This is a genomic window from Enterobacter cloacae complex sp. FDA-CDC-AR_0132 (assembly GCF_003010695.1).
Taxonomy (GTDB): domain Bacteria; phylum Pseudomonadota; class Gammaproteobacteria; order Enterobacterales; family Enterobacteriaceae; genus Enterobacter; species Enterobacter ludwigii.
On the sequence record NZ_CP027618.1, the window covers coordinates 106915 to 133447 of the forward strand.

A 26533-nucleotide genomic window follows, 5' to 3' on the forward strand; every position below is an offset into this window, starting at 1 on the left:
ATCGTGCGTTTTTTGAACAATTATCAATTTTTACTTTCTGTATCACAATTTCTTATAAAAAAAAGGCTTTTTTTGCTCGCAATACCCCAGGCAATCGGTTAATCTCGAACTCGTTTTGCCCCATAGAGATAATTATTTCGCTGGTGAATAAATTTGTGCGCTACGCCACAAATGTGATCAGAAAGAATTGTCTCATTGTGAACAGATAATTAGTCTCGTCACGTTTGGCATTTTTTATAACGATATTTGTCGTTAAGGACTTCAAGGGATAATAAACAAAATGGTCAAATCTCAACCGATTTTGAGATATATCTTACGGGGGATCCCGGCGATAGCAGTGGCGGTACTGTTATCTGCATGTAGTACATCGAACACCGCAAAGAATATGCATCCTGAGACGCGTGTTGTGGGAATGGAAGATTCCTCGTCACTGCAAGCCTCTCAGGATGAATTTGAAAATATGGTACGTAATCTGGACGTGAAGTCCCGTATTATGGACCAGTATGCTGACTGGAAAGGCGTGCGTTATCGTCTTGGCGGCAGCACCAAAAAAGGCATTGATTGTTCCGGTTTCGTACAGCGTACTTTCCGTGAGCAGTTTGGGTTAGATCTTCCGCGTTCAACTTACGAACAGCAGGAGATGGGCAAGTCGATTTCACGCACTAAACTGCGCACCGGGGATTTAGTCCTGTTCCGTGCGGGTTCGACAGGTCGACATGTTGGCATCTACATTGGCAATGACCAGTTTGTACATGCCTCCACCAGCAGCGGTGTGACCATTTCCAGCATGAACGAACCTTACTGGAAGAAGCGCTATAACGAAGCGCGCCGCGTACTGACCCGCAGTTAAAATAATCATTGTATCGTTGGTTATCCCTTGGCCGGCGATATGATAAAAAAAAGCACTGCTTCGGCGGTGTTTTTTTTTGCCCGTTACACTGAATACATTCAGCGGCAATCCAGGAACCACGACGTCTATGTTCACCCGCTACTTCTCCAGTAATCGCAAGATACTTTTCCTCAGCCTTATCACCGGCCTGATCACAGCCCTGCTCCTGGGTTCATTGCAATTTTTCTGGAGCTACCACAAGCGGGAAGTCAGATTCGACACCCTGATTGACGACGTGAGCATCTACATGGAAAGCTACTTCGATGAGTTAAAAAGCTCTATCGATCTCCTTCAGCCGCTCACGCTGAACAGCTGCCACGACGTCAACGCTGAGCTGACCTCTCGCGCGGCCTTTAGCCTTAACGTGCGCGCCTTTTTGCTGGTCAGGGATAAACTGGCGTACTGCTCTTCAGCCACCGGTCCGATGAACGTCCCGATGGAAGAGCTGATACCCGAGCTGCACATCGATAAACAGATTGATATGGCGTTACTGCCGGGTACACCGATGATGCCGCACAGACCCGCGATTGCCATCTGGTATCGAAATCCGCTGGTGAAGGACGGCGGCGTGTTTACTTCGGTAAACATCAACCTGACTCCGTACATGCTTTATACCGCACGCCAGAACGAGTTCGCGGGTATTGCTATCATCATTGGCGACAATGCGTTGTCGACCAGGTCCGCCACACTGGTGAAGGCACAGGATTTACATGAAACGCCGGCGCGTACCGCGACCCTAAAAGAGGTTCCGCTGACGATCAAACTGTACGCCGAAGAGTGGACGAGCGATGAAATCCTGTTCGCGGTGTTCTTTGGACTGGTCTGCGGGATCGCGGCCGGCTCGCTTAATTTCTATATCCTCACTACGCGTCTTAACCCAGGCAAAGAGATCCTGAGCGCCATTAAACGCGGCCAGTTTTATGTGGTGTATCAGCCTGTTGTGGATGCCGAGACGCTGCAAATGCGTGGTGTCGAAGTCCTGATGCGCTGGAAACACCCGACGATGGGGGAAATTCCGCCTGATGCCTTTATCAACTTCGCCGAAGCGCAGAAGCTGATTGTGCCGCTGACGCTGCATCTCTTTGACCTCATCATTCGCGACGCGCCGGTATTACAGACCCTTCTGCCGCCGGGCGCAAAACTGGGCATTAACATTGCGCCGGGGCATCTGCATGCAGAAAGCTTCAAAGAGGATATGCGCACTTTCCTGGACTTAATGCCGCCGGATCATTTCCAGATCGTGCTGGAAATCACCGAACGCGACATGGTTAACCATCGGGAAGCCAACAATCTTTTCGAATGGCTGCACAATGAAGGCTTTGAAATTGCGATTGATGATTTTGGTACCGGCCACAGTGCGCTGATTTACCTTGAGCGTTTCACCATGGATTACATCAAAATTGACCGGGGTTTTGTCAACGCGATCGGGACGGAAACCGTCACCTCCCCGGTGCTTGATGCCGTACTCACCCTGGCAAGACGACTGAATATGTCGACCGTCGCCGAAGGGGTGGAGACGCCGGAGCAGGCAGCCTGGCTGCGCGAACATGGCGTTGTTTTCCTTCAGGGTTACTGGATTAGCCGCCCGATGCCGCTGGAGCAGTTCCGCCAATGGCAGCCTGAACGTTGAATGATTTCACATTGCCCGTGACGTCACTTATTATTCAGCTTAACTGAGCCGGTCAGTCGAAAGGGAGCCGCCGCGAGATGCTTATGCGCTTTATGTTGCTGCTGTTGGCATTAACGAGCCTGTCCAGCCAGGCGCAAACCATCAAAGAGAACATCGCGTTCTCTGTGATTGGTGAGCCAAAGTACGCGGTCAATTTTACGCACTTTGATTACGTCAATCCTGCCGCGCCAAAAGGCGGAAACGTGACCCTCTCCGCCACGGGGACGTTCGACAACTTCAACCGCTTCGCCCTGCGCGGCGTGGCGGCAGCGCGAACAGAATCGCTCTACGATACGTTGTTTGTTACGTCTGATGATGAACCCGGCAGTTACTACCCGCTGATTGCGGACAACGTGCGTTACGCGGATAACTTTGCGTGGGCGGAAATTTCGATTAACCCACGGGCGCGTTTTCACGATGGGACGCCGGTCAAAGCCAGCGACATTGCCTTCACATTTCACAAATTTATGACTGAGGGCGTTCCCCAGTTCCGCATTGTCTACAAAGGCGTGACGGTCAAAGCCATTGCCCCGCTCACGGTGCGTATTGAGCTGAGTGAGCCGAATAAAGAGAACATGCTCAGCCTGTTCTCCCTGCCCGTGATGCCTGAATCGTTCTGGAAAGATCACAAACTTAGCGACCCGCTCTCCACACCCCCGCTGGCGGGTGGCCCTTACCGCATCACCGACTGGCGCATGGGGCAGTATGTTGTCTATTCCCGGGTCAAAGACTACTGGGCGGCAAACCTGCCGGTAAACCGTGGCCGCTGGAATTTTGATACCCTTCGCTACGATTACTACCTTGACGATAACGTGGCATTTGAAGCCTTCAAAGCTGGTGCGTTCGATATGCGCGTGGAGAGCAGCGCTAAAAACTGGGCGACACGGTATATCGGCAAAAACTTCGCTAACGGGTATATCGTTAAAGACGAGCATAAAAACGCGTCCGCTCAGGATACGCGCTGGCTGGCGTTTAATATTCAGCGTCCGGTATTTACTGACCGTCGGGTGCGGGAAGCCATTACCCTGGCCTTTGATTTTGAATGGATGAACAAAGCGCTATTTTACGGCGCTTACAGCCGGGCAAATAGCTATTTCCAGAACACTGAATATGCCGCTCGCGATTACCCAAAAGCGGACGAACTTGTCCTGCTGGCACCGCTAAAAGCAGAACTGCCGCCGGAGGTGTTCACGACGGTATTTCAGCCTCCGGCGTCAAAGGGTGACGGCTACGATCGCGACAACCTGCTTAAAGCCAGTAAACTGCTGGATGACGCAGGCTGGCCACTGAAGAATCAAAAACGCGTCGATTCCAGAACGGGCAAACCGTTAAGCTTTGAGCTGCTGCTTGCGTCCGGAAGCAACGATCAGTGGGTGCTGCCGTTTAAGCACAATCTTGAACGGCTGGGGATTACCATGAACATTCGCCAGGTCGACAACGCGCAGCTCACCAACCGCAAACGCAGCCGTGATTACGACATGATGCAAACCCTGTGGCCCGCGCAGCCGTGGCCCAGTTCGGATCTGCAAATCTCCTGGGCATCCAGCTATATCGACTCCTCCTACAATGCGCCGGGGGTGAAAAGCCCGGCGATTGATGCCTTGATTGCGAAAATCGTGGCGGCGCAGGGTGATAAAGAAAAACTCTTGCCGCTGGGACGCGCCCTCGACAGGGTCTTAACCTGGAATTACTACATGCTGCCAATGTGGTATATGGGCGAAGACCGGCTTGCGCGCTGGGACAAGTTCTCCGAGCCTGCCGTACGCCCTGTCTATTCACTGGGCTTCGACACCTGGTGGTATGACGTTAACAAAGCCGCCAGACTTCCCGCTGAGCGGCGATAAGGAATCATCATGGGTGCGTATCTGATCCGCCGTCTCCTGCTGATTATCCCGACCCTCTGGGCAATCATCACGATTAACTTTTTTATTGTGCAAATCGCGCCCGGCGGCCCGGTCGACCAGGCTATTGCAGCCATTGAATTTGGCAACAGCGGCGGCATGCCTGGCGGCGGTGGCGAAGGAATGGGCGCGAGCCATGCCCGCACCGGCCTGGGAAATATCAGTGAAAGCCATTATCGCGGCGGACGTGGCCTGGATCCGGAAGTCATCGCCGAGATCACCCATCGTTATGGCTTCGACAAACCGCTTCACGAGCGGTATTTCAACATGCTCTGGGACTACCTCCGCTTTGATTTTGGCGACAGCCTGTTTCGCAGCGCGTCGGTTTTAACATTGATTAAGCAAAGTCTGCCGGTGTCGATTACCCTGGGGCTGTGGGGAACGTTGATTATTTATCTCGTCTCTATCCCCCTGGGGATCCGTAAAGCGGTTCACAACGGCAGCCGCTTCGATGTCTGGAGCAGCACGTTTATCATCATCGGCTATGCCATTCCGGCGTTTCTGTTTGCCGTTCTGTTGATTGTCTTTTTTGCCGGTGGCAGCTATTTCGATATCTTTCCGCTGCGGGGGCTGGTGTCAGCGGATTTCAGCACCCTGCCCTGGTACAAGAAGATCTCCGATTATTTCTGGCACATCACGTTGCCGGTGCTTGCGACCGTCATTGGCGGCTTTGCGGCCCTGACCATGTTGACCAAAAACGCCTTTCTCGATGAAATCCGTAAACAGTACGTTGTGACTGCCCGTGCGAAGGGCGTCGGCGAAAAGCAGATCATGTGGAAACATGTCTTTCGCAACGCCATGCTGCTGGTGATTGCCGGATTTCCTGCCACGTTCATCAGTATGTTTTTTACCGGCTCGCTGCTGATAGAGGTGATGTTCTCCCTCAATGGACTGGGCTTGCTGGGATATGAAGCCACCGTGTCGCGCGATTATCCGGTCATGTTTGGCACACTTTATATCTTCACCCTGATTGGCCTGCTGCTGAATATCATCAGCGATATCAGCTATACGCTGGTTGATCCCCGAATTGATTTTGAGGGCCGCTGATGCCGCGTTTAAGCCCCGTCAACCAGGCCCGATGGGCCCGTTTTCGCCACAACCGCCGCGGCTACTGGTCGCTGTGGATCTTTGCCGTCCTGTTTGTCTTAAGCATGTGTTCGGAATTGATTGCCAACGATAAACCGCTGCTGGTGCACTTTAACGACCGCTGGTATGTGCCCGTTCTCACCCAATACAGCGAAAGCGATTTTGGTGGCCCGTTTGCGACGCCCGCTGAATATCAGGATCCGTGGCTTCGCCAGCAAATTGAACAGCACGGCTGGGCACTCTGGGCGCCGGTGCGTTTTGGCGCAAACAGCATTAACTTTGCGACCACCACCCCCTTCCCTTCCCCGCCTTCCGCGCAAAACTGGCTGGGAACGGATGCCAACGGTGGCGATGTGCTGGCACGCATCCTCTACGGCACGCGGATCTCGATCCTCTTTGGGCTGATGCTGACCGTCTTTTCCAGCGTGATGGGTGTGGTAGCAGGTGCCGTTCAGGGCTACTACGGCGGGAAAATCGACCTGTGGGGCCAACGTTTTATTGAAGTCTGGTCAGGCATGCCGACGCTGTTTCTGATCATTCTGCTTTCAAGCGTGGTACAGCCAAACTTCTGGTGGCTGTTAGGCATTACCGTCATCTTCGGCTGGATGGCGCTGGTAGGTGTGGTGCGGGCGGAATTCCTGCGCACCCGTAATTACGATTACATTCGCGCTGCCCAAGTGCTGGGGGTGAGCGACCGCGGGATCATTTTCCGCCATATGCTTCCTAACGCCGTGGTAGCGACCCTCACCTTCCTGCCGTTTATTCTGTGCAGTTCCATCACTACCCTCACCTCGCTTGATTTCCTTGGCTTCGGGCTCCCTCTCGGTTCCCCGTCGCTCGGCGAGCTACTGCTGCAGGGCAAGAACAACCTGCAGGCACCGTGGTTAGGCATCACCGCCTTTCTTGCCGTGGCCGTGCTGCTTTCACTGCTGATTTTTATTGGCGAAGCCGTGCGCGATGCTTTTGATCCCAACAAGGCGGTATAAGATGACGCAGCCCCTTCTCAGTATTGATAACCTGTCGATTGCCTTTTCAAAACAGGGTGAGGCGCGTACCGTGGTCACGGAGTTGTCGCTGCAGATCCAGCGCGGCGAAACGCTGGCGCTGGTAGGCGAGTCAGGATCCGGCAAGAGCGTATCGGCACTGTCGATCCTGCGCCTGCTTCCGTCTCCGCCCGTCAGCTATCCGCAAGGCGACATTCTGTTTCACGGTCGCTCGCTGCTGCATGCCGACGAAAAAACCCTGCGCGGAATTCGCGGCAATAACATTGCCATGATTTTCCAGGAGCCGATGGTCTCCCTTAACCCGCTGCACACGCTGGAAAAACAGCTCTATGAAGTGCTGTCCCTGCACCGGGGCATGCGCAAAGAGGCGGCGCGGGGGGAGATTCTGGATTGTCTTGAACGAACCGGCATTCGCAATGCCGCAAAACGGCTGAACGATTTCCCCCATCAGCTTTCCGGCGGCGAACGTCAGCGGGTGATGATTGCAATGGCCCTGCTCACGCGACCCGAACTGTTGATTGCCGATGAGCCCACCACCGCGCTGGACGTGACGGTGCAGGCGCAAATTCTGCGGCTGCTGCGGGAGCTGCGTGACGAACTGAACATGAGCCTGCTGTTTATCACCCATAATCTCAGCATTGTGAGAAAGCTCGCCGACAGCGTCGCCGTGATGCAAAACGGACGCTGCGTCGAGCAGAACACCGCAGCCACCCTGCTGAAAGCGCCTCAGCACCCCTATACGCAGCGTCTGCTTGATAGCGAGCCCACGGGTGACCCGGTTCCCCTGCCGGCTGACAGCGCGCCGTTGCTGCGCGTTGAGGGGCTGGGCGTGTCGTTTCCTGTTCGCAAAGGGATTCTGCGGCGCATCGTCGACCAGAATCCGGTATTGAAAAATATCCATTTTTCCCTGCGTCCGGGCGAATCGCTGGGGCTGGTGGGCGAGTCCGGTTCGGGAAAAAGCACCACCGGCCTGGCACTGCTGCGCTTAATCGCCTCGCAGGGTGAGATCCTCTTTGACGGTATGCCGCTGCACAACTGGAACCGTCGCCAGATGTTGCCCGTTCGTCCCCGCATGCAGGTTGTGTTTCAGGATCCAAACTCCTCGCTTAACCCACGGCTGAACGTATTACAGATTGTCGAAGAGGGTCTGCGCGTTCATCAGCCGGTATTGACCGTCCGGCAGCGGGAAGAAGAAGTGATACGCGTTATGGAAGAAGTTGGCTTAGATCCGGATACCCGGCACCGCTACCCGGCTGAATTTTCCGGCGGTCAGCGCCAGCGTATCGCCATTGCCCGCGCGCTGATCCTCAAACCGGAGCTGATCATTCTGGATGAACCAACGTCGTCGCTGGACAGAACCGTTCAGGCTCAAATCCTGGCATTACTGAAAGGATTGCAGGAAAAGCACAGGCTGGCCTATATCTTTATCAGCCATGATTTACAGGTTGTGCGGGCGTTATGCCATCAGGTGATTGTGTTGCGACAGGGAGAAGTGGTCGAGCAGGGAGAGTGCCAGCGCGTATTTGCTGCGCCAACGCAGAGCTACACGCGCCAGCTGTTGTCCGCAGACTAGCGCTCAGAAAGGATACTGGCCCGAGAAAGGCTCAGCGATAGCAACACCAAAGTTTTTCAGACGGCAGGTCGCGGCAAATTCATCCTGGCTTTTCACGAACAGGCAGGGTTCACCTTCACACTCCAGTACGGAGCTGTCCACTTCAATATCCGTCAGGGCCTCGCTGAGACGCTCCATGACTCGCCATGCATTTTCGTCGCTCGGGCTCAGCAACTTAAGTGCAACCAGACAATTCTCGCAACCCGCGACGCTTTGCGGAATCGGTTCAACTTTCGAACCTGCAAAACCCGCCGACCAGCGATAGCTCTGGGGCAAGCGATGGACTATGGAGAGTTGTAATGTATTCACGTTCGTTCCCCGGAAGCAAAATTTACTTCACAATTTATTTACATTTATAGTAACACATCATCGCCAGCCTGCACTATTCGGCGCTTTTTTATAGGTGTTCTGGCTCGCGTCGGCGCTATATGTACCCGTTTCTGCGATCTAACTCAACCTTTTTAAATACAATGATGTGACTTTTTACACAAATAGATTTTACATAAAAGAAACAAACACAGGGTAAACGAACGCAGCTTTGGTTGATGTGTGTCAACAAAAAAGGCCCTGATTGGGCCTTATTTGCGCGTTAGCTGGCCACCTTTCGCGGCCGACTGGCGTAGAGATAGAAAAGAATGGAGCTGGTTGCACAAAACGCCATCGCCCACAGCATCGGCCAGGCCGTATTAAACGTGGCCATCGACAGTAACGCCCCGACGATGGCGCCGATGCCAAAGCGGAATGTTCCGGCCAGCGACGAGGCGGTGCCTGCCATATGCGGGAATTCGTCGAGGATCACCGCCATCGCATTGGAGGAAACCATCGACACGCAGCCGACGAAGGCCGCAACCCCCACCACCAGCGCCCAGAAGCCCATGCCTGTAAAAGCACTCAGCACCAGCCAGATAGCCATCACAAACTGGATCCAAAGCCCGGCGCGGAACATGTTCAACGCCCCGACTCGGCGGACAAAGCGGCTGTTAATGATGGTCATAATGAACAGGAAGACGATGTTAAGCGCAAAGTAATAACCGAAGTGCTGCGGAGAAACATGGTTCAGTTCGATATAGACAAACGGCCCGGCGCTCAGGAATGAGAACATCCCGGCGAAGCTGAAACCGCTCGCCAGCATATAGCTCAGCACGCGCTTATGGCGAAACAGTGAGGCGAAATTCCCCATTGTGGTTCGGATGTGGAACTTCTGTCGGCGCTCCGCGGGTAGCGTTTCATCAATAAAGAAGAAGATCATTGCCGAGGCCAGCAGCGCGGCGAGCGCCAGGATCCAGAAAATCACATGCCAGCTGAACCATACCAGTACCGCACCACCGGCCATAGGGGCCACCAGCGGTGCAATCGTCGTCACCAGCATCACGAACGACATCATCCGGGAGAACTCTTCTTTCGGGTAGATATCGCGCATCAGGGCATTGATCACCACGCTTGCCGCTGCCGCCGCCAGACCGTGGAAAAAGCGCATGACAATCAGTTGATCGATGGTTTGCGCCTGCGCACAGGCCACCGCCGCCCCTGCAAAAATCAGGGTCCCGCCAAGAATAACGGGCTTGCGGCCAAAGCTGTCCGCCATCGGGCCATAAAACAGCTGACCGAGGGCAAAACCGAGAATATAGGTGCTGAGCGTCATCTGCGCGCTGCCTGCCGGTACGCCAAACTGCGCGGAAATAACCGGCAGCGCAGGCAGATACATATCAATAGACAGCGGCATCAGCATGGCCAGCAGGCCAAGAATGAAGACGATTTTGAATGACGAGTGTGGCCTGGTGGTCACAGAGTTCTCCTGAAATTAATGCGAAGGCAGACCAACGCTGGCGATCTCTTCTTCCGTTAACGGGCGATATTCGCCGGGCGCCAGCTCAGGATCGAGTTCAATTGCGCCAATACGTTCACGATGCAGACCGACAACGTGGTTACCCACCGCGGCAAACATACGCTTCACCTGATGGTAGCGCCCTTCACTGATGGTCAGACGAACCTCGGTAGGCGCGATCACTTCAAGCACTGCAGGCCGGGTCAGATCTTTTTCATTATGCAACTGAACGCCGTTGGCAAATTGTTCTGCCGTGTCATCCGCGACCGGAGACTCCAGCGTCACCCGATACGTCTTCTCGCAGTGATGACGGGGAGACGTGATACGGTGCGACCACTGCCCGTCGTCGGTCATCAGCACCAGCCCGGTGGTGTCGATATCGAGACGGCCAGCGGCATGCAGCTTGTGCGCGACCGGTTCGTCGAGGAAATAAAGCACCGTTGGATGATCCGGATCGTCCGTAGAACAGACATAGCCTTCCGGCTTATTGAGCATGAAATAGCGCGGCCCGTGCTGTTGGGTCAGCGGGTTGCCGTCATATTCAACCTGATGGTCAGGCTGGAGTTTGAACGCAGTGTCTTTCACAATGTCGCCATCCACGGTAACGCGGCTGGCGCGAATTTCACGCCCGGCAATAGCGCGGCTTACGCCGAGTTGCTGAGCGATAAACTTATCAAGTCGCATGAAATCTTTTTAGCCTTAATGGTGCTGGAAGTCGGACAACAGGTCCGAAAAAGAAGCAGTCTGGAATGGCTCAGTATAATGGTCTGGTTGCGCCACTCAAGGGAAAAAGTTTCGTGGCATACTATATGCGAAATAACTAAACCGAGACCCCATGACTTTTACACTTCGTCCTTATCAGCAGGAAGCCGTTGACGCCACTCTCGCCTGGTTTCGTAAACACCAGGCACCGGCGGCCATTGTGCTTCCGACCGGTGCTGGCAAAAGCCTGGTGATCGCCGAACTGGCGCGTCTGGCACGCGGACGCGTGCTGGTGCTGGCCCACGTCAAAGAGCTGGTGGCGCAAAACCATGCCAAGTATTGCGCGCTCGGGCTGGAAGCTGACATTTTCGCTGCCGGGCTAAAGCGTAAAGAGAGCCACGGCAAAGTGGTCTTTGGCAGCGTACAGTCGGTGGCCCGCAACCTTGATCTGTTTCGCAGTGAATTTTCGCTGCTGATTGTCGACGAGTGTCACCGCATCAGCGATGACGACGACAGCCAGTATCAGCAAATCCTCACTCACCTGAAAGAGGTGAACCCGCACCTTCGGCTGCTTGGCCTGACGGCAACCCCGTTTCGCCTGGGTAAAGGCTGGATCTATCGCTACCATTACCACGGTATGGTGCGCGGCGATGAGAAAGCGCTGTTCAGCGACTGTATCTATGAACTTCCTTTGCGCTACATGATCAAGCATGGCTACCTGACGCCGCCCGAGCGGCTGGACATGCCGGTGGTGCAGTACGATTTCAGCCGGTTACAGGCGCAGAGCAACGGGTTATTCAGCGAAGCGGAGTTGAACCAGGAGCTGAAAAAGCAAAAGCGCATTACCCCGCATATCATTAGCCAGATAGAAGAGTTCGCCGCGACGCGCAAAGGGGTCATGATCTTTGCCGCCACCGTGGAGCATGCGCGAGAAATTACCGGGCTGCTGCCCGCCGAGGACGCGGCCTTAATCACCGGCGAGACGCCCGGGCCGGAGCGCGACCGCCTGATCGACGCCTTCAAAGCGCAACAATTCCGCTATCTGGTGAACGTGTCGGTGTTAACCACCGGGTTTGATGCCCCGCATGTCGATCTGATTGCCATTTTACGTCCGACCGAATCGGTCAGTCTTTATCAGCAGATTGTGGGCCGCGGCCTGCGCCTGGCGCCCGGGAAAACCGACTGTCTTATTCTGGATTACGCCGGTAACCCGCACGATCTCTACTCTCCGGAAGTCGGCACGCCAAAAGGCAAAAGCGACAACGTCCCCGTTCAGGTCTTTTGCCCTGCCTGTGGTTTTGCCAATACCTTCTGGGGTAAAACCACCGCAGACGGCACGCTGATTGAACATTTTGGCCGCCGCTGTCAGGGCTGGTTTGAAGATGACGAAGGACATCGCGAACAGTGCGATTTCCGTTTCCGCTTTAAAAACTGCCCGCAGTGCAATGCGGAAAACGATATTGCCGCCCGTCGCTGTCGCGAATGCGATACGGTTCTGGTCGATCCTGATGACATGCTAAAAGCAGCGCTGAAGTTAAAAGATGCGCTGGTGCTGCGCTGTTCCGGTATGGCACTGCAACCCGGCGCGGATGACAAAGGCGAGTGGCTGAAAATCACCTATTACGATGAAGACGGCGCAGACGTCAGCGAGCGCTTCAGGGTACATACGCCTGCCCAGCGTATGGCCTTCGAACAACTCTTTATTCGCCCGCACACCCGTACGCCCGGTGTACCGCTGCGCTGGATTACCGTGGCCGATATCGTGCGCCAGCAGGTGTTACTGCGCCACCCGGATTTTGTTGTGGCTCGTATGAAAGGACAGTTCTGGCAGGTTCGGGAAAAGGTGTTTGATTACGAAGGCCGTTTTCGTCGCGCCAACGAATTACGCGGTTAAGGGGACTTTTCATTGATGTGAGGGGCATTTGAGTATAAAATGCCGCCCGCTTCATATCCGTGAAGCAGAACACTCACCTGCTGCTGGGTCGCCTGTAGTAGGGTTTAAAATACAGAGAGAAATCAATGTTTACTATCGAAGCAGAAGTACGTAACGTGCAGGGTAAGGGTGCGAGCCGCCGCCTGCGTAACGCTAACAAGTTCCCGGCTATCGTTTACGGTGGCGAAGCTGCTCCAGTTGCAATCGAACTGGATCACGACAAAGTGTGGAACCTGCAGAACAAACCTGAATTCTACAGCGAAGTTCTGACCATCGTTGTTGGCGGTAAAGAAGAAAAAGTGAAAGTTCAGGCTGTTCAGCGTCACGCGTTCAAGCCAAAAGTCACTCACATCGACTTCGTTCGCGCGTAATCGCAAACACGTCGAAAAAAAAGCCCCGCTTCTGCGGGGCTTTTTTTATGCCTGTTATTTCCCGCCAGAGGTGCGGCGCTGAAGCTGATCGCGCAGGTTCGGCGGCGTGCCTTTAATGGTCAGCGTATCGGTGGCCGGATCCCAGAAGATGCGTTCACCCAACAGCATGGCATCAAAGTTGATGGTCAACCCACCGCCGCTACCGGCAAATTTAGTGAGCTGTCGCAGCGTACTGCGATCCGCCGGGAAGCTCTCTTCGAGCTCATAGCCTTTATCAGCAGTAAATTCCTGGAAGCTGACTTCACTGACGCCCGCCAGCTCTTTTGACAGCGACTCCAGCTCAATCTCTTCTCCCGCCTGCAGCTGTTCGTTGCAGTAACTGTACACCTGCTGGCGCACGGTCTGACGCTCAGATTTATCGAGCTGCGCTTCAGCGGTAAAGTCGTCAACCGCCTGCAGCAGCCCTTTGTTCTGCGCTTTGGCGTTAAGACCTTCGCTGGCGCCGAGGAAGTCCATAAAGAAATCAGCCACTTTACGGCCGACGCGGCCTTTCAGGAAGGTCAGGTAGCGGGTCGATTCCGGGTTCGTTTCCCACTCGGTTAAATCGATACGCGCCACGATATCCGCATGGTTGATATCAAGATAATGGGTAGAGCTGATATCCAACTGCTCATTCACGCGCATGCTGCTTAAATTGTTCAGCACGGTGACCAGCAGATACTCTACTGCCAGGTAACGATAGTGACAGAACAGGACGATACCGCCGTCTGCGAACGGGTATTTTGCCAGTTCGTCACGCAGACGTCCGGTGGCGGCGCGGCTAAACGCCAGGAAATCCTCTTCGCCCTGACGCTGCAGACGAAGACTATCAGCCAGTTCGCTCTCTTCGCTGAACAGACCATAGGCTTTATTTTTAGCACTGTAGACGCGGTGCAACTCCGCCATCATTTCCACAACGGTCGCCGTGGGTTCCAGTAACGAATCGCGAAGCACCACTTCAAGGGTTTGCTCATCACGCTTGATAAGCTGGTGCAAGGCAATCTGGTTGATTTCCAGACTCATGATAAACTCTCCTTTTAGACCGGGCGGTATTCAACCACCACCAGGTCATGTGTGCAACAACAGATAAAAAAGGGGAAAAAAAGCTGTCGCTACGGTAATATGTTGCCCTTTCATCAACAAACTGATTTTGATTTATGCCACAACATTCCCGCTACAGTGATGAACACGTTGAACAACTGCTCAGTGAGCTGGTCAACGTACTGGAAAAACATAAAACGCCGACCGATCTCTCCCTGATGGTTTTGGGAAATATGGTCACCAACCTTATCAATACCAGCGTTGCTCCGGCTCAGCGTCAGGCGATCGCCAAATCTTTCGCCCAGGCGTTACAGTCCTCCGTCAGCGACGACCAGGCCCATTAAGGGAAACGAACAACAGTTTATGGTGACGAATCGTCAGCGCTACCGTGAAAAAGTCTCCCAGATGGTCAGTTGGGGACACTGGTTTGCCCTGTTCAACATTCTGTTAGCGACGGTCATTGGCTGTCGTTATCTGTTTGTCGCAGACTGGCCGACAACGCTAACCGGGCGTATTTACTCCTGGATGAGCGTTGTGGGTCACTTTAGCTTTTTGGTTTTCGCCACCTATCTGCTGATCCTGTTCCCCCTGACGTTTATCGTCATGTCGCAGCGGCTCATGCGTTTCTTGTCCGCTATCCTCGCGACGGCGGGGATAACGCTGCTGCTTATCGACAGCGAAGTCTTTACCCGTTTTCACCTGCATCTCAACCCCATCGTCTGGGAACTGGTGATCAACCCGGATCAAAACGAAACGGCCCGTGACTGGCAGCTGATGTTTATCAGCGTTCCGGTGATCCTGCTTATTGAGATGCTGTTTGCCACCTGGAGCTGGCAAAAACTGCGCAGCCTGACCCGGCGCCGCCATTACGCGAAGCCCGTTGCGACGCTCTTTTTCGTCTCCTTTATTAGCTCGCACATCATGTATATCTGGGCGGATGCGAACTTCTATCGCCCTATTACCATGCAGCGCGCTAACCTGCCGCTCTCTTATCCGATGACGGCCCGCCGTTTCCTCGAAAAACACGGCCTGCTGGATGCGCAGGAGTATCAGCGCCGTCTGGTCGAACAGGGTAATCCGGAAGCGGTCAGCGTTCAGTATCCGCTGAGCGAACTACGCTATCGCGATATGGGCCGCGGGCAAAACGTCCTGTTAATCACCGTCGATGGCCTGAATTATTCACGTTACGAGAAGCAGATGCCTGCTCTGGCTGATTTCGCCAGTAAGAACGTGACGTTTACACAGCATATGAGTTCCGGTAACTCGACCGACGCGGGTATCTTTGGTCTGTTCTACGGTATTTCAGCCGGATACATGGACGGCGTGCTGTCCGCCCGTATTCCTGCGGCACTGATCACCGGACTTAATCAGCAGGGTTATCAGTTAGGGCTATTCTCTTCGGATGGCTTTAACAGCGCGCTCTATCGCCAGGCGCTGCTGTCAGACTTCTCACTGCCGGCGGCACAGAGCCAGACAGATGAACAGACCGCCAGTCAGTGGATAAGCTGGCTGCAACGCTACGCCCAGGAAGATAACCGCTGGTTCTCGTGGGTTGCCTTAAACGGCACCAACCTTGAGGACACGAATCAGAAAAGCTTTGCGCGCCGCTATAGCCGCGCTGCCGGTGATGTGGATGCACAAATCGGCCGCGTGCTCGACGCGTTGCGCGAGTCTGGCAAGCTGGATAACACCGTCGTGATCGTCACGGCCGGTCATGGTATCCCGTTGGGTGACGAGACGAAGAGCATGGAGTGGTCGCGTCCAAATCTGCATGTTCCGCTGGTGATCCACTGGCCGGGAACGCCGGCGCAGCGCATTAATATGCTGACTGAACATAAAGATGTGATGACGACCCTGATGCAACGTCTGCTGCACGTCAGCACGCCAGCAAACGAATATTCACAGGGGCAGGATCTCTTCAGTGCCACCCGCCGCCATAACTGGGTGACGGCTGCCGGAGAGAGCACGCTGGTGGTGACTACGCCAGCGCTGACGCTGGTGCTGAACAACAATGGGAAGTATCAGACGTATAATCTGCAGGGTGAGCGGTTGAAAGACCAAAAACCGCAGCTGAGCCTGCTGCTGCAGGTTCTGACGGATGAGAAGCGCTTTATCGCTAACTGATTAATTATAAACCAGTTAGCAACAGATTCCCTTGCATTCAAAACGGAATCGAGTAGTATTCTTTTTATGCGTCGGCACGTAGCGCAGCCTGGTAGCGCACCGTCATGGGGTGTCGGGGGTCGGAGGTTCAAATCCTCTCGTGCCGACCAAAAATACTCTTTAAAACCAGCCGGTTATGGCTGGTTTTTTTATTGCTTAATTTCTGATGGGAATTAGTACCTGTAGTTTCAGCACCAACGGTCGACAACCCCCCCTTAAAACACTCCGCCACGCTTGACGCTGTATATTTTTACAGTAAAAATACCTCCCCCACTTGAAGTTATTACGGAGGTTTTATGTTTGTTGAATTGGTTTACGATAAGCGAAATGTTCAGGGCCTGGATGGAGCCAGAGAAATTATATTGGCCGAGCTTACGAAGCGAGTGCATAACATCTTCCCTGATGCTGAAGTGAAGGTTAAGCCTATGCAGGCTAACGGACTCAATAGCGATGCCAGCAAAAGCGATCGTGAAAAGTTGAACCGCATGCTGGAGGATATGTTTGAAGAGTCTGATATGTGGCTTACAAATGAATAAATTTCTTTGAAGCCCTCATATCGAATGTACTGGCGCGGACTTTAGCTGATAATTTTCCTTTGTGTAACACAATAACATTGGACAATCGACTTAGTGCGATACACCAACGTCTGGAGCAGTGATGATGAAAACAGTCGAGATACTGCAATACAATTTACACAAAGGCACCGGACCATTTTTTCATAACGTCATGGCAGAAATTAGCGTTCCTCTACATCAACGCCACGGCATCGATGTGGTGTCGTTTGGTCACTCTCTGCACGATCTTGATTGCTACTATCTCATTCGAGCCTTTGAAAGTATTGAAAATATGAATACGGTGCTTAATTCTTTCTATGCGAGCGCAGACTGGCGCTGCGGGCCTCGTGAGTCCATCATTGACTGCATTGAAACAAGCATTAAGACAGTAATTGATCTGCCACGAGTAAGTGTGGATGGGCTACGAGTGTAAGTCCAAATCTGTTACGTCGCGATTGAGCGTTTACTGCCATATTAGGTTTGGTTCGGTGTATTGAGACAGCCAAAACGAGTCTGAGCTGATACATATCTAACCCTACCCTGCTCCCCATTGATTAACACACCGCGATGTTTGTAATGTCTTCATAAGCCACATGAGGACATCCCCAAGAAGCGTTTTTCCGACCAACATATTCTTGAAAACCAACCCTTCCGGGTTGTTTTTGTATTTCTGCAAAGGGAAATGGGTGTGATGTAACTTACTGGAAAAAAAGGGGCCCGTTTAGGCCCCCCTGATGCGTTACGGTTTCACTTTGGCCTTTTCCTCATTGATGACGTTTAGCGCTGCTGCGGTGCAATCACCCTGAGCGATCCTGAGCGTGCCCGCCTGTTGGCGTTGCTCCAACAATGCGGAAAGCGTGTTGTAAACTTTCGTTTCGTGGTGGGCCTGTGCATAGCCCAACGCCTCGCAGATTTGAAAATCTGACATTGCCGCAACACGTTTACCGTTCCCCCCCATGAAAGGCCGGGTGCTTAATGCATCCGTTTCGGGTTGAGAAGCAATGCTACATCCTGTTGTAGTCACCGCTGCCAGAATGATTAATATCCACCGAGCCTTTTTCATCAGTAACACTTTTTTTAAGGGTTTCACTTAAAATACTTCCCAAATTCGACATGTTGTCGCCTGATTTCTTTCAGGTTTGCCACTATTCCAGCCATACACCAGCCACTGACAACCCCCAAAAACCAACCCATCAAGAGATTGACTATCACCAGTGACCCACGTTTCTGGAGCCAGACTGCGCGCTACCACCACCAATATGATTGCCACCGCCTAAGCCGTGGGCGCTGTTGCTGTTGGCTGCATTGTTGCTGCCGTTCCCCGTTCCATGCTCATGTCGTGAGTTATTACGGCTATGATCGCTTCCCTGACGCTGAGAGACGATCAACGCGTCTACATGCGGAACTGCGATTTGCACATTCGGATCGACTTTGGCGATCTCCCCTGCGGTGGTGGTAGTAGTGACACCGTTAACAGTGATATTCACAGGCGTCCCCGGCTTCATACTGGACACAGCAACGTTAATCGAGCCCGTGTCTTTTGTTATGGCAACACTTGTAACGTTATCAGGTGCTTTCGTGGTGGCTGGAGTATGAGTAAGCGAGGGCGCAGTAACCGCCGTGCCAGCGGGTAAGGCTGGACCTGTTGTCGCTTGCTGCATAGATACCACTGCGGCGCGGTAAGTTGTGCCTGTGATTTGTGGCGCAGCCACTGCAGACATTTTGGTGGCGTCAGGGGTGTTAACGGCAGTTCCTGCAGGTAAGGCTGGCCCTGTTGTGACTTGCTGCATTGAAATTACAGCGTTCCGGTAAGTCGTGCCCGTAATGTGTGGCGTTTTCTGCTGCAGGGGTTGCGGCGTTCTTTGTGTTACAGGTCGCGGCGCATCGGGAGCCATTTCAGTTGCCTGTACTGCATTAATACGATCGCCTGCAGTGCGTAAGCTGTTTTCGATGTCCCCTAAACGGGCCATATTTTCAGGTGAACGGTCGGCATTGTAAGCCTTTAATGCAGCCTGCTTATCCTCCATGGCCTGATTGGCTTCATTGCGAATCGACTGAATAGCAGTGGCTTTTTCATCCATGGTCATGAAATTAGAAGCGAAGGCGTTCACACTTCCGCATGAAAGCGCAATTATTACAGATAAAGAAATGATAGAATGGCGGTTCATTACAATAATTACCTTTAATTTACGTTAAGGGAAAACAGAAACAACAATTAACTACCCCGGCACATGTCGGGGACTTTTTTCAACAAACGAAACAAGCACTTCAAACCGCGCATAATAACGACTGTAAACGATTACACTTTTGATATTTATCAATATCCCTAATTCAAATCGTAGAAATAACAATCAACTCAGCCACTATATTTCCCTGTTAATTCGCTTCAAAACATCTCTATTGTTATCGCAACAAATCATTTTTTTAGTGGATAACACTCAGATGGTGAATTTTTCCGGTTCATTATCCTGCATAAAAAAGTGAAATAATGTTTCAGTGCACGTGCATTGACGTAACGAAAGCATCCCTCACCCTGGATAAAGCACTCTGTCCCTGCGTAGCTGGTGCGGCCCCAAGCCAGACACGGTCAGCAATGCAGAGAGGGATATATACCCGGATTTCACGCGATAAGAGATGTGATAATTGAACAACGTGGCGGTATAGCGTGGGGTCTAATTACAGAGGCAGGAATTTATTGCAATTGATGACAGGGCTGGTTGAATCAGCATGAATGCTGTCCAGCCCTGATTCGTACGACTAAAAAAAGACAAGCATTTTAATAACCGTATTCTTACCGCACTTCGGCAGGCGTTTTACGCAGATAAAGCAGCGTCAGCAAACAAATCACCGCGCCGGCATAAAAGGTATATTCTGCGCCCCACAGTTCCCAGATAGCGCCGGCACCCACGCTGGCCATCAGTAACCCGACCCCGCTGACCAGACTAAAAAGACCAAACGCCGTACCGCGCAAATCCGCAGGCGCTGTTTTGGCCACCATCGCGGCCAGCAGCCCCTGAGTCATCCCCATATGCATGCCCCAGAGCGCAACGCCGACAATAATACCGATCCAGTGGGTACTCAGGGCCAGAACGATATCAGCGGCAATCAATACGACTAGTCCCCACTGCAGAAGCCGGGTATGGCTCATACCATCAGAGAGTTTGCCAAACGGATAGGCCGAGAAAGAATAGATCACGTTCATCACCACCATCACCAGCGGGATTAAGGCCAGGGGAACGCCAGACTGTTGCGCACGGAGGACAAGAAAAGCCTCGCTAAAACGTGCCAGTGTGAATACCGCCCCCAGGCCAATGACCCACCAGCACGATTTTCCCAGCCGCGTTAAATTCTCTCTTTTGATGGGATTAGTGCGTTTATGTTCGACAGGGGTTTTCGGCTCCTTCAGGCCGAAATACAGCAGCGCAACCGAAAGAAAGCCGGGGATCAGGGCTATCCAGAAAACCGCGCGAAAATCATTGTGTAGCAGCAGCATTAACCCCACGGCCAGTAGTGGCCCCAGAAATGCGCCGGTGGTATCCATAGACTGACGCAGGCCATATGCCGCCCCGCGCAGTTCCGGCGGGGTGATATCTGCGACCAGTGCATCCCGTGGAGCACCGCGGATCCCCTTCCCCGCACGATCCATCAGGCGCGCGCCTAAAACCATCCCCGAAGAGGATGCGAGGGCGAAAAAGGGTTTGCTCAGCGCACCGAGGCCATACCCGAGTAGCGCCAGCCCTTTACGCTTGCCAAGATAGTCGCTAATCGCCCCCGAAAAGACTTTGATAAAGAGAGCGGTAGCCTCCGCGAGCCCTTCAATCAGGCCGATAACCAACACGCTCGTTCCAAGCATAGTCACCATAAACAGTGGAAGCAGGCTGTGGATACTCTCTGACGAGATGTCCATCAACATACTGACGCCACCCACTACCCAGACCCCACGAGGGATCCGGCTGAGTACCGTAAATCTGGAAAGCATCTGTAACTCCTGCTCTGAAAACAGTGGCCTGACTGCTTACAGAATAGGATACGACGGATTAAAAAACCTGAGGAAGAACAACGAGCCAATAAAAAAGCCAGCGCTCAGGCTGGCTTTTTTATCGCTGGAAAGGCGTTTAGTGTTTATCACGCCCACCCAGGAAGAAAATACCCAGCGGAATGGCAAGCAGCACGGTGAACACCAGGCTATAAACAAAGATCATCGCTGATTGCAGGACATACATGCTGGTCGTCCAGGCAGAGAGAGGAATGTTGTATTGTTCAATAACGCCAACAATGGTTGCCCGCCCAACGCACGCGGCAGCAATCATAAACACAACCAGTAACGCCAACAGGAACTTGCGGCCTTCAGGTGTTTTCAGTTTTGCACGTACCATCTCTCTCTTCCCTTCACAGATGAATAACATTATGTGGCGCTTAAAATAACACGATCTGCCGCCAGACTCCAATACAGTACAAACAACCACTCATTGCGCATTAATAGAGTTTTATACGCTGCCAATATTGAAAATGTAAGTAAATTACACTAACCATTCACGAACATTATGTTAACCTGTGCCTGATAGTTTGACATAAAGGAATGACTGTGAAAAAAGCACCTAAATTTGCCATTGCCCTGATTGCCGCCGCATGCGTTAGCACCAGCGCTTTCGCCAGCGACCCCCCTAAAGCGCAGCCTCTGGAAAAAGTAGCGCCTTATCCGCAAGCGGAAAAAGGGATGAAGCGTCAGGTCATTCAGTTACCCGCTCAGCAGGATGAAGCGAATTTCAAAGTGGAACTGTTAATTGGCCAGACGCTGGAAGTGGACTGCAACCAGCACCGTCTGGGCGGTCAGCTGGAAAGCAAAACCCTGGAAGGTTGGGGCTACGACTATTACGTCTTTGATAAAGTGACGTCTCCGGTTTCGACCATGATGGCCTGCCCGGATGGCAAGAAAGAGAAGAAATTTGTTACCGCGTATCTGGGTGACAACAGTCTGCTGCGCTATAACAGCAAGCTGCCAATCGTCGTTTATACGCCTGCAAACGTGGAAGTGAAATATCGCGTGTGGAAGGCGGAAGAAGAGACGGGCACCGCAGAAGTCCGTTAAGGATAAGCCGTGTGGCGATTTCGCCTGACCCGGCCATGATACTGTGCGGTTTAATAAGCCGGGTAAGCGCTAACGCTACCCGGCTTTTTCACATCAGAGTGCGATATCCGCGACCGGTTTGTTTTCCGCCTGAGGCTTCAGCTCTGCCTTTAGTGCTGCGTCAGCAGCAGCTTGCGGCTTCACATATTGCAGCTGCAGAACGCGGCTGGTGTATTCCAGTTCCTGTTCCGTCGCGTCAACGTTACCGTTCAGCTTAGTGCCGTAAGAAGGAATAATGGTTTTCAGTTTTGCCTGCCATTCCGGGCTGGCAACTTTGTCTTTAAACACTTTTTCCATCAGATGCAGCATGATTGGCGCAGCGGTAGAAGCCCCCGGTGACGCACCCAGCAGCGCAGCAACAGTGCCTTCTTTGTCACTGACCACTTCGGTACCCAGACGCAGTACACCGCCCTCTTTCGGATCGCGTTTGATGATCTGTACACGCTGACCCGCCTGCCATAAACGCCAGTCTTCTTTCTTCGCCTGCGGATAGTACTCTTTCAGCGCGTCAAAGCGTTCATCGTCAGAGAGCATCACCTGGCTAATCAGGTATTTCACCAGATCGAAGTTATCCAGACCGACGTCCATCATGGGCTTAACGTTAGAGGTGGTGGTCGCACTCAGCAGGTCCCACAGGGAACCGTTTTTCAGGAACTTCGTGGAGAAGGTCGCGAATGGCCCGAACAGCACCACACGTTTACCGTCAAGCACGCGGGTGTCGATGTGCGGAACGGACATGGGTGGCGCACCAACGGAAGCCTGACCGTAGACTTTTGCCAGGTGACGATTCACCACTTCCGGGTTTTCAGACACCAGGAACTGACCGCCCACCGGGAAGCCTGCGTAATCGTCCGCTTCCGGAATACCGGTTTCCTGCAGCAGTTTCAGCGCCGCGCCGCCCGCACCAATAAAGACAAACTTCGCCTTGATGACGTGCTCTTCTTCATTGTGTTTCAGATCGGCAACGGTCACGCTCCAGCTGTTATCCGCATTGCGCTTGAAGCCACGCACTTCGGTGCTGAGCTGCAGATTAAAGTTCTCTTTTTTCTGCAGGGAACCTACCAGCTGGCGGGTAATTTCGCCGTAGTTCACGTCAGTACCAATTTCAGTACGGGTCGCGGCAACTTTCTGGTTCGGGTCACGACCTTCCATGACCAGCGGAGCCCACTCTTTAATCTGCGCGTGATCTTCGGAGTATTTCATGCCGCGGAACAGCGTGCTCTGCTGCAGAGCCGCATAGCGCGCACGCAGGAAGTTAACGTTCTGCTCGCCCCACACAAAGCTCATGTGCGGCACGGTGTTGATGAAGGAGTGCGGATCGTGCATTACGCCGCTGTTCACCTGGTGAGACCAGAACTGGCGAGAAATCTGGAATGCTTCGTTGATCTCAACCGCCTTCTCGATACTAATGGAACCGTCCTTTTTCTGCGGTGTGTAGTTCAGTTCCATGAGTGCCGAATGGCCCGTACCGGCGTTGTTCCAGCCGTTCGAGCTCTCCTGCGCCACGCCATCGAGGCGCTCGACCATGGTCATAGACCAGTCTGGCTGCAGTTCTTGCAGATAGGTTCCCAGCGTGGCGCTCATAATACCGCCACCAATTAAAAGGACGTCCGTTTCCTGCTCTTTTGGCGTGTCAGCTTTTGCCGCCATTGAGACGGTATTCAGCCCCACGGCCAGAGACAAGAGCATGGCAGTCATTTTTTTCATAATTTATGCCTTAGTGTAAAAGTGCGTGATGCGTGGAAATTGCAGGTGAAAAAAGCTGCGCGGGAACGGTAACAACTTTTAAATGGTGTTTAAAGGTTAAGAAATTATTGTAATTGTGAAATTTAATGATGGATTGTTTGTGAGGGATTACCTATGCGGCTGGCAAAAGGCGGCTTTTCTGGCTAGTATGTTGCGTTTTGTGATCGCGCGCACGGAAGCCTGCCCTAACCTGCGAAGTGTTATGTCATTACCCGATTCTTCTTTACCCCATGAAGGCCATGTCGCCTCGGTGTTACGCTCTCCCCGGCTGCTGATGCGTGAAACGCTGGCGGGCGTGATTACTGCCCTGGCGCTTATTCCTGAAGTGATTTCGTTTTCTGTCGTGGCAGGGGTTGATCCTAAAGTCAGCCTGATTGCTTCCGTGGTGCTGTGTCTTGCCCTGTCCGTGCTCGGCGGCCGCCCGGCAATGGTCACGGCGGCAGCGGGTTCCGTGGCGCTGGTGATTGGCCCGATGGTGCATCAGCATGGCGTGCAGTACATTTTGCCGGCCGTTCTGCTGGCCGGGGCGATCCAGATCCTCTTCGGCGTGCTCGGTATGGCGCGACTGATGCGCTTTATTCCGCAGTCGGTGATGACCGGGTTTGTTAACGCGCTCGGTATTTTGATTTTCTTCGCCCAGGTTCCCCATTTCTGGAGCCGAAGCCCGCTGATTGTGGGCCTGTTCGTGCTGACGCTGCTGATCGTCCTCTGGGTGCCCCGCTATATCAAAAGTATCCCCGCGCCGCTTATTGCCATTGTGGTGTTAACCCTGTTTACCGTGACCACCGGGCAAATCCTGCCGACCGTGGGTGACGAAGGCACCATGAGCGGTGGCCTGCCCGGGCTGACGCAGCTGCTTGTCCCGCTGAACACCGATACGCTGAGCATTATCTGGCCATGCGCATTAAGCATTGCGTTTGTGGGCCTGCTGGAGTCGCTGCTGACGGCAAAACTGGTGGATGAGCTGACGGCGACCCCGTCCGGCAAGCGCCGCGAAAGCATTGGTCTGGGCATCGGTAACATTCTGGCCGGCTGGTATGGCGGTATCGCAGGCTGCGCCATGATTGGTCAAACCATCGTCAACGTGGAGATGGGCAAAGGCCGCAGCCGCATTTCCACTGTTGCGGCCGGTCTGGTGCTTCTGGTGCTGGTGACGGCGCTGAGTGAAGTGATGGCCAGCATCCCGATGGCCGTGCTGGCCGGGATTATGGCGATTGTCGCCGTCAAAACCTTCAGCTGGCATAGCCTGCAGCCCGCGACGGTGAAAAATGCCCCCCTTGCGGAAACGGTCGTGATGCTGGTGACCGTTGCAGCCACGGTATCAACCGGTAACCTGGCCATTGGCGTGCTGGGCGGGATTATCGTGATGGCACTCCTTCCCGCCCGAATTAAGCGTCGGGTTAAAGAAGAAAAAGCGTTGCCAGCCCAAGAAAAATAAAGAAGCCGCCCGTATCGGTGATGGCAGTGATCATCACGCTCGACCCCACTGCGGGGTCGCGCCCGAGTTTTGTCATCGTCAACGGGATGATGACGCCCATCATCGACGCAACCAGCAGGTTCAGCACCATCGCCAGCATCATCACGCCGCCTAATGCCATATCGTCGTACAGCCACCAGGTAATGCCGCCCATAATTCCGCCCCACACCAGGCCATTAATCAGCGCCACGCCCATCTCTCTGAAGATCAGGAAGGCAAAGTTACCCGGCTGAATGTTCTCCAGCGCCAGCGCGCGAACAATCATGGTGATGGTCTGGTTGCCGGTGTTGCCGCCTATCCCGGCCACAATCGGCATCAGCGAGGCTAACGCGACCAGCTGCGAAATGGTGTGTTCGAAGCCATCAATCACGCGGGAGGCGATAAACGCGGTACAGAGGTTAATGGCAAGCCAGGCCCAGCGGGTTTTGACCGCCTTGCCCACGGAGGCATGGACGTCATCTTCGGCGCTGATCCCACCAAGCGCACGCAGATCGTTATCGGTCTCTTCGTAGACCACGTCAACGATCTCATCGATTGTCAGACGTCCCATCAGCTTGCCGACCGAGTCCACGACCGCCGCACTCACGAGGTCGTCACGTTCGAAGGTACGCGCGGCTTTTTCCGCGTCATCCTCCGGCGAGAAGACCATCGGCTCGTTTTCCATGACCTCGCTCACCCGCCGCTGAGTGCTGTTGAGCAGGATCGTTTTCAGCTCCAGCTCACCAAGCAAGGTTTTATCCCGCGAGGTCACGAACAGTTTATCGGTGTTGTCGGGCATACTGCCCAGGCGGCGTAAATAGCGCTGCACCGTGCCGAGCGTGACGTCCGGGCGCACCGTGATGACGCCAAACTCCATAATTGCGCCAACGCTGTGTTTATCGTAGTGCATCACCTGGCGCACGCGCGCCCGCTCATCGGCAGGCAGCGAGGCCAGCAGTCGGCCGGTCAGGTTACGCGGCAGGTGTTGAACAAGGTAAATCTGCTCGTCGATATCCAGCGTTTGCAGGGCATCAAGAATATCCCGGTCGCTCATCTCATAGATAAGATCATCCCAGACGTTTTCCGACGCCTCCAGCAGCACCTGCCCGCGCTCGTGATCCTGCACCAGACGCCACAGGGCGTGACGCTCTTCCGAGGGAAGTGCTTCGAGGGTATCCGCCAGGTCGGGCGGAGGCAAATGGGCAACCAGTGCACCTACCTCAGCAATATCGTCGGCTAAAGTGCCGACATCATATTGCTCAGCCAGGGTCAGTTTTCCCAGTAACGCAGACGTGACCGCTTTATCGGTCGTGAGAAGCCAGATGAGACGCGCACGTTCCTGGTCACGCTGCCGGGCGCTGTTTTTCTTTAATACCGACATCAATCATAAATCCATGAAATGAGATGGCATTAA

Annotated in this window: 24 protein-coding genes and 1 tRNA gene; 15 read left to right on the forward strand and 10 right to left on the reverse strand. The window is 53.6% G+C overall.

The window, feature by feature from the left end:
• The first annotated feature begins 280 nt into the window (after positions 1–280).
• The 6 genes from mepS (at position 281) to yejF (ending at position 8122) form a co-directional block, all read left to right on the forward strand.
• Positions 281–850, forward strand: a complete 570-nt coding sequence (gene mepS, locus AM379_RS00525; protein WP_014170930.1) for a bifunctional murein DD-endopeptidase/murein LD-carboxypeptidase — start codon at positions 281–283, stop codon at positions 848–850.
• A 127-nt stretch (positions 851–977) separates the two neighbouring features.
• Positions 978–2519, forward strand: coding sequence for a cyclic di-GMP phosphodiesterase (locus tag AM379_RS00530; protein WP_020883182.1), 1542 nt, complete (start codon positions 978–980; stop codon positions 2517–2519).
• 77 nt (positions 2520–2596) lie between these two features.
• Positions 2597–4402 (forward strand): extracellular solute-binding protein, encoded by a 1806-nt coding sequence (locus AM379_RS00535; protein WP_025203632.1) that lies wholly within the window; start codon positions 2597–2599, stop codon positions 4400–4402.
• Between the two features lie 9 nt (positions 4403–4411).
• Complete coding sequence (locus tag AM379_RS00540) at positions 4412–5506, forward strand: microcin C ABC transporter permease YejB (RefSeq protein ID WP_032678585.1); 1095 nt, start codon at positions 4412–4414, stop codon at positions 5504–5506.
• The gene (locus AM379_RS00545; protein ID WP_014170934.1) at positions 5506–6531 is read left to right on the forward strand and encodes an ABC transporter permease; all 1026 of its coding nucleotides are present in this window, start codon (positions 5506–5508) and stop codon (positions 6529–6531) included. Before AM379_RS00540 ends, AM379_RS00545 begins: the two co-directional genes overlap by 1 nt.
• 1 nt (position 6532) lies before the next feature.
• The gene (gene yejF / locus AM379_RS00550) at positions 6533–8122 is read left to right on the forward strand and encodes a microcin C ABC transporter ATP-binding protein YejF (RefSeq protein WP_106503358.1); all 1590 of its coding nucleotides are present in this window, start codon (positions 6533–6535) and stop codon (positions 8120–8122) included.
• A gap of 3 nt (positions 8123–8125) precedes the next feature.
• Here yejF and AM379_RS00555 read toward each other — a convergent pair whose 3' ends face one another.
• From AM379_RS00555 to rsuA, 3 genes are all read right to left on the reverse strand, one after another.
• On the reverse strand, positions 8126–8470 hold the full coding sequence (locus AM379_RS00555; protein WP_014170936.1) for a YejG family protein: 345 nt from the start codon (positions 8468–8470) through the stop codon (positions 8126–8128).
• Between the two features lie 280 nt (positions 8471–8750).
• Entirely contained in the window at positions 8751–9947 is a 1197-nt protein-coding gene (locus AM379_RS00565; protein WP_049023590.1) for a Bcr/CflA family multidrug efflux MFS transporter, read from the reverse strand.
• A gap of 15 nt (positions 9948–9962) precedes the next feature.
• The gene (gene rsuA / locus AM379_RS00570; RefSeq protein ID WP_014170938.1) at positions 9963–10670 is read right to left on the reverse strand and encodes a 16S rRNA pseudouridine(516) synthase RsuA; all 708 of its coding nucleotides are present in this window, start codon (positions 10668–10670) and stop codon (positions 9963–9965) included.
• Positions 10671–10821: 151 nt separating this feature from the next.
• Here rsuA and AM379_RS00575 point away from each other — a divergent pair, with 151 nt between their 5' ends.
• Together AM379_RS00575 and rplY are read left to right on the forward strand one after the other, a co-directional pair.
• Entirely contained in the window at positions 10822–12582 is a 1761-nt protein-coding gene (locus AM379_RS00575) for a DEAD/DEAH box helicase (RefSeq protein ID WP_020883178.1), read from the forward strand.
• A gap of 125 nt (positions 12583–12707) precedes the next feature.
• Positions 12708–12992 carry a 50S ribosomal protein L25 gene (gene rplY / locus AM379_RS00580; protein WP_014170941.1) on the forward strand — a complete coding sequence of 95 codons (285 nt, stop codon included), beginning with the start codon at positions 12708–12710 and terminating at the stop codon, positions 12990–12992.
• Between the two features lie 54 nt (positions 12993–13046).
• Here the strand turns inward: rplY and yejK are convergent, their stop codons facing one another.
• Positions 13047–14054 (reverse strand): nucleoid-associated protein YejK, encoded by a 1008-nt coding sequence (gene yejK / locus AM379_RS00585; RefSeq protein WP_014170942.1) that lies wholly within the window; start codon positions 14052–14054, stop codon positions 13047–13049.
• Between the two features lie 134 nt (positions 14055–14188).
• Here yejK and AM379_RS00590 point away from each other — a divergent pair, with 134 nt between their 5' ends.
• From AM379_RS00590 to AM379_RS00610, 5 genes are all read left to right on the forward strand, one after another.
• On the forward strand, positions 14189–14416 hold the full coding sequence (locus AM379_RS00590; protein WP_001135586.1) for a YejL family protein: 228 nt from the start codon (positions 14189–14191) through the stop codon (positions 14414–14416).
• A gap of 19 nt (positions 14417–14435) precedes the next feature.
• Positions 14436–16196 (forward strand): LPS biosynthesis-modulating metalloenzyme YejM, encoded by a 1761-nt coding sequence (yejM, locus tag AM379_RS00595; protein ID WP_020883177.1) that lies wholly within the window; start codon positions 14436–14438, stop codon positions 16194–16196.
• A 72-nt stretch (positions 16197–16268) separates the two neighbouring features.
• Positions 16269–16345: transfer RNA gene (locus AM379_RS00600), tRNA-Pro, on the forward strand.
• Between the two features lie 186 nt (positions 16346–16531).
• Positions 16532–16771, forward strand: coding sequence for a DinI family protein (locus tag AM379_RS00605; protein ID WP_014170944.1), 240 nt, complete (start codon positions 16532–16534; stop codon positions 16769–16771).
• A 124-nt stretch (positions 16772–16895) separates the two neighbouring features.
• A complete protein-coding gene (locus AM379_RS00610) occupies positions 16896–17222 on the forward strand; it encodes an NIPSNAP family containing protein (protein ID WP_032679718.1) in 327 nt (108 codons plus the stop codon).
• Between the two features lie 306 nt (positions 17223–17528).
• Here the strand turns inward: AM379_RS00610 and AM379_RS24295 are convergent, their stop codons facing one another.
• The 4 genes from AM379_RS24295 to AM379_RS00630 form a co-directional block, all read right to left on the reverse strand.
• A complete protein-coding gene (locus AM379_RS24295; RefSeq protein ID WP_236900321.1) occupies positions 17529–17879 on the reverse strand; it encodes a hypothetical protein in 351 nt (116 codons plus the stop codon).
• A 118-nt stretch (positions 17880–17997) separates the two neighbouring features.
• Positions 17998–18957, reverse strand: a complete 960-nt coding sequence (locus AM379_RS00620; RefSeq protein ID WP_032678589.1) for a hypothetical protein — start codon at positions 18955–18957, stop codon at positions 17998–18000.
• Positions 18958–19580: 623 nt separating this feature from the next.
• On the reverse strand, positions 19581–20768 hold the full coding sequence (locus tag AM379_RS00625; RefSeq protein ID WP_106503359.1) for an MFS transporter: 1188 nt from the start codon (positions 20766–20768) through the stop codon (positions 19581–19583).
• A 136-nt stretch (positions 20769–20904) separates the two neighbouring features.
• Entirely contained in the window at positions 20905–21165 is a 261-nt protein-coding gene (locus tag AM379_RS00630) for a DUF2534 family protein (RefSeq protein ID WP_010433451.1), read from the reverse strand.
• Positions 21166–21374: 209 nt separating this feature from the next.
• Between AM379_RS00630 and eco the strand changes: the two genes are divergently transcribed.
• Positions 21375–21878: a serine protease inhibitor ecotin gene (gene eco, locus AM379_RS00635; RefSeq protein ID WP_032678591.1), complete on the forward strand. Its 504-nt coding sequence runs from the start codon at positions 21375–21377 to the stop codon at positions 21876–21878.
• Between the two features lie 93 nt (positions 21879–21971).
• Here eco and mqo read toward each other — a convergent pair whose 3' ends face one another.
• Positions 21972–23624, reverse strand: coding sequence for a malate dehydrogenase (quinone) (mqo, locus tag AM379_RS00640; protein ID WP_032678592.1), 1653 nt, complete (start codon positions 23622–23624; stop codon positions 21972–21974).
• Between the two features lie 187 nt (positions 23625–23811).
• Between mqo and AM379_RS00645 the strand changes: the two genes are divergently transcribed.
• Positions 23812–25101, forward strand: a complete 1290-nt coding sequence (locus AM379_RS00645) for a SulP family inorganic anion transporter (protein WP_032669916.1) — start codon at positions 23812–23814, stop codon at positions 25099–25101.
• Here the strand turns inward: AM379_RS00645 and mgtE are convergent.
• Positions 25064–26500: a magnesium transporter gene (gene mgtE / locus AM379_RS00650; RefSeq protein WP_032678593.1), complete on the reverse strand. Its 1437-nt coding sequence runs from the start codon at positions 26498–26500 to the stop codon at positions 25064–25066. The genes AM379_RS00645 and mgtE overlap by 38 nt on opposite strands.
• Positions 26501–26533 lie beyond the last annotated feature (33 nt).

What these genes read in the sequence shown, in the direction of transcription:
- mepS (WP_014170930.1), top strand. Translation starts at nt 281, where the DNA reads ATGGTCAAATCTCAACCGATTTTGAGATATATCTTACGGGGGATCCCG.
- AM379_RS00530 (WP_020883182.1), top strand. Translation starts at nt 978, where the DNA reads ATGTTCACCCGCTACTTCTCCAGTAATCGCAAGATACTTTTCCTCAGC.
- AM379_RS00535 (WP_025203632.1), top strand. Translation starts at nt 2,597, where the DNA reads ATGCTTATGCGCTTTATGTTGCTGCTGTTGGCATTAACGAGCCTGTCC.
- AM379_RS00540 (WP_032678585.1), top strand. Translation starts at nt 4,412, where the DNA reads ATGGGTGCGTATCTGATCCGCCGTCTCCTGCTGATTATCCCGACCCTC.
- AM379_RS00545 (WP_014170934.1), top strand. Translation starts at nt 5,506, where the DNA reads ATGCCGCGTTTAAGCCCCGTCAACCAGGCCCGATGGGCCCGTTTTCGC.
- yejF (WP_106503358.1), top strand. Translation starts at nt 6,533, where the DNA reads ATGACGCAGCCCCTTCTCAGTATTGATAACCTGTCGATTGCCTTTTCA.
- rsuA (WP_014170938.1), bottom strand. Translation starts at nt 10,670, where the DNA reads ATGCGACTTGATAAGTTTATCGCTCAGCAACTCGGCGTAAGCCGCGCT.
- AM379_RS00575 (WP_020883178.1), top strand. Translation starts at nt 10,822, where the DNA reads ATGACTTTTACACTTCGTCCTTATCAGCAGGAAGCCGTTGACGCCACT.
- rplY (WP_014170941.1), top strand. Translation starts at nt 12,708, where the DNA reads ATGTTTACTATCGAAGCAGAAGTACGTAACGTGCAGGGTAAGGGTGCG.
- yejK (WP_014170942.1), bottom strand. Translation starts at nt 14,054, where the DNA reads ATGAGTCTGGAAATCAACCAGATTGCCTTGCACCAGCTTATCAAGCGT.
- AM379_RS00590 (WP_001135586.1), top strand. Translation starts at nt 14,189, where the DNA reads ATGCCACAACATTCCCGCTACAGTGATGAACACGTTGAACAACTGCTC.
- yejM (WP_020883177.1), top strand. Translation starts at nt 14,436, where the DNA reads ATGGTGACGAATCGTCAGCGCTACCGTGAAAAAGTCTCCCAGATGGTC.
- AM379_RS00605 (WP_014170944.1), top strand. Translation starts at nt 16,532, where the DNA reads ATGTTTGTTGAATTGGTTTACGATAAGCGAAATGTTCAGGGCCTGGAT.
- AM379_RS00610 (WP_032679718.1), top strand. Translation starts at nt 16,896, where the DNA reads ATGAAAACAGTCGAGATACTGCAATACAATTTACACAAAGGCACCGGA.
- AM379_RS00620 (WP_032678589.1), bottom strand. Translation starts at nt 18,957, where the DNA reads ATGAACCGCCATTCTATCATTTCTTTATCTGTAATAATTGCGCTTTCA.
- AM379_RS00625 (WP_106503359.1), bottom strand. Translation starts at nt 20,768, where the DNA reads ATGCTTTCCAGATTTACGGTACTCAGCCGGATCCCTCGTGGGGTCTGG.
- AM379_RS00630 (WP_010433451.1), bottom strand. Translation starts at nt 21,165, where the DNA reads ATGGTACGTGCAAAACTGAAAACACCTGAAGGCCGCAAGTTCCTGTTG.
- mqo (WP_032678592.1), bottom strand. Translation starts at nt 23,624, where the DNA reads ATGAAAAAAATGACTGCCATGCTCTTGTCTCTGGCCGTGGGGCTGAAT.
- AM379_RS00645 (WP_032669916.1), top strand. Translation starts at nt 23,812, where the DNA reads ATGTTGCGTTTTGTGATCGCGCGCACGGAAGCCTGCCCTAACCTGCGA.
- mgtE (WP_032678593.1), bottom strand. Translation starts at nt 26,500, where the DNA reads ATGTCGGTATTAAAGAAAAACAGCGCCCGGCAGCGTGACCAGGAACGT.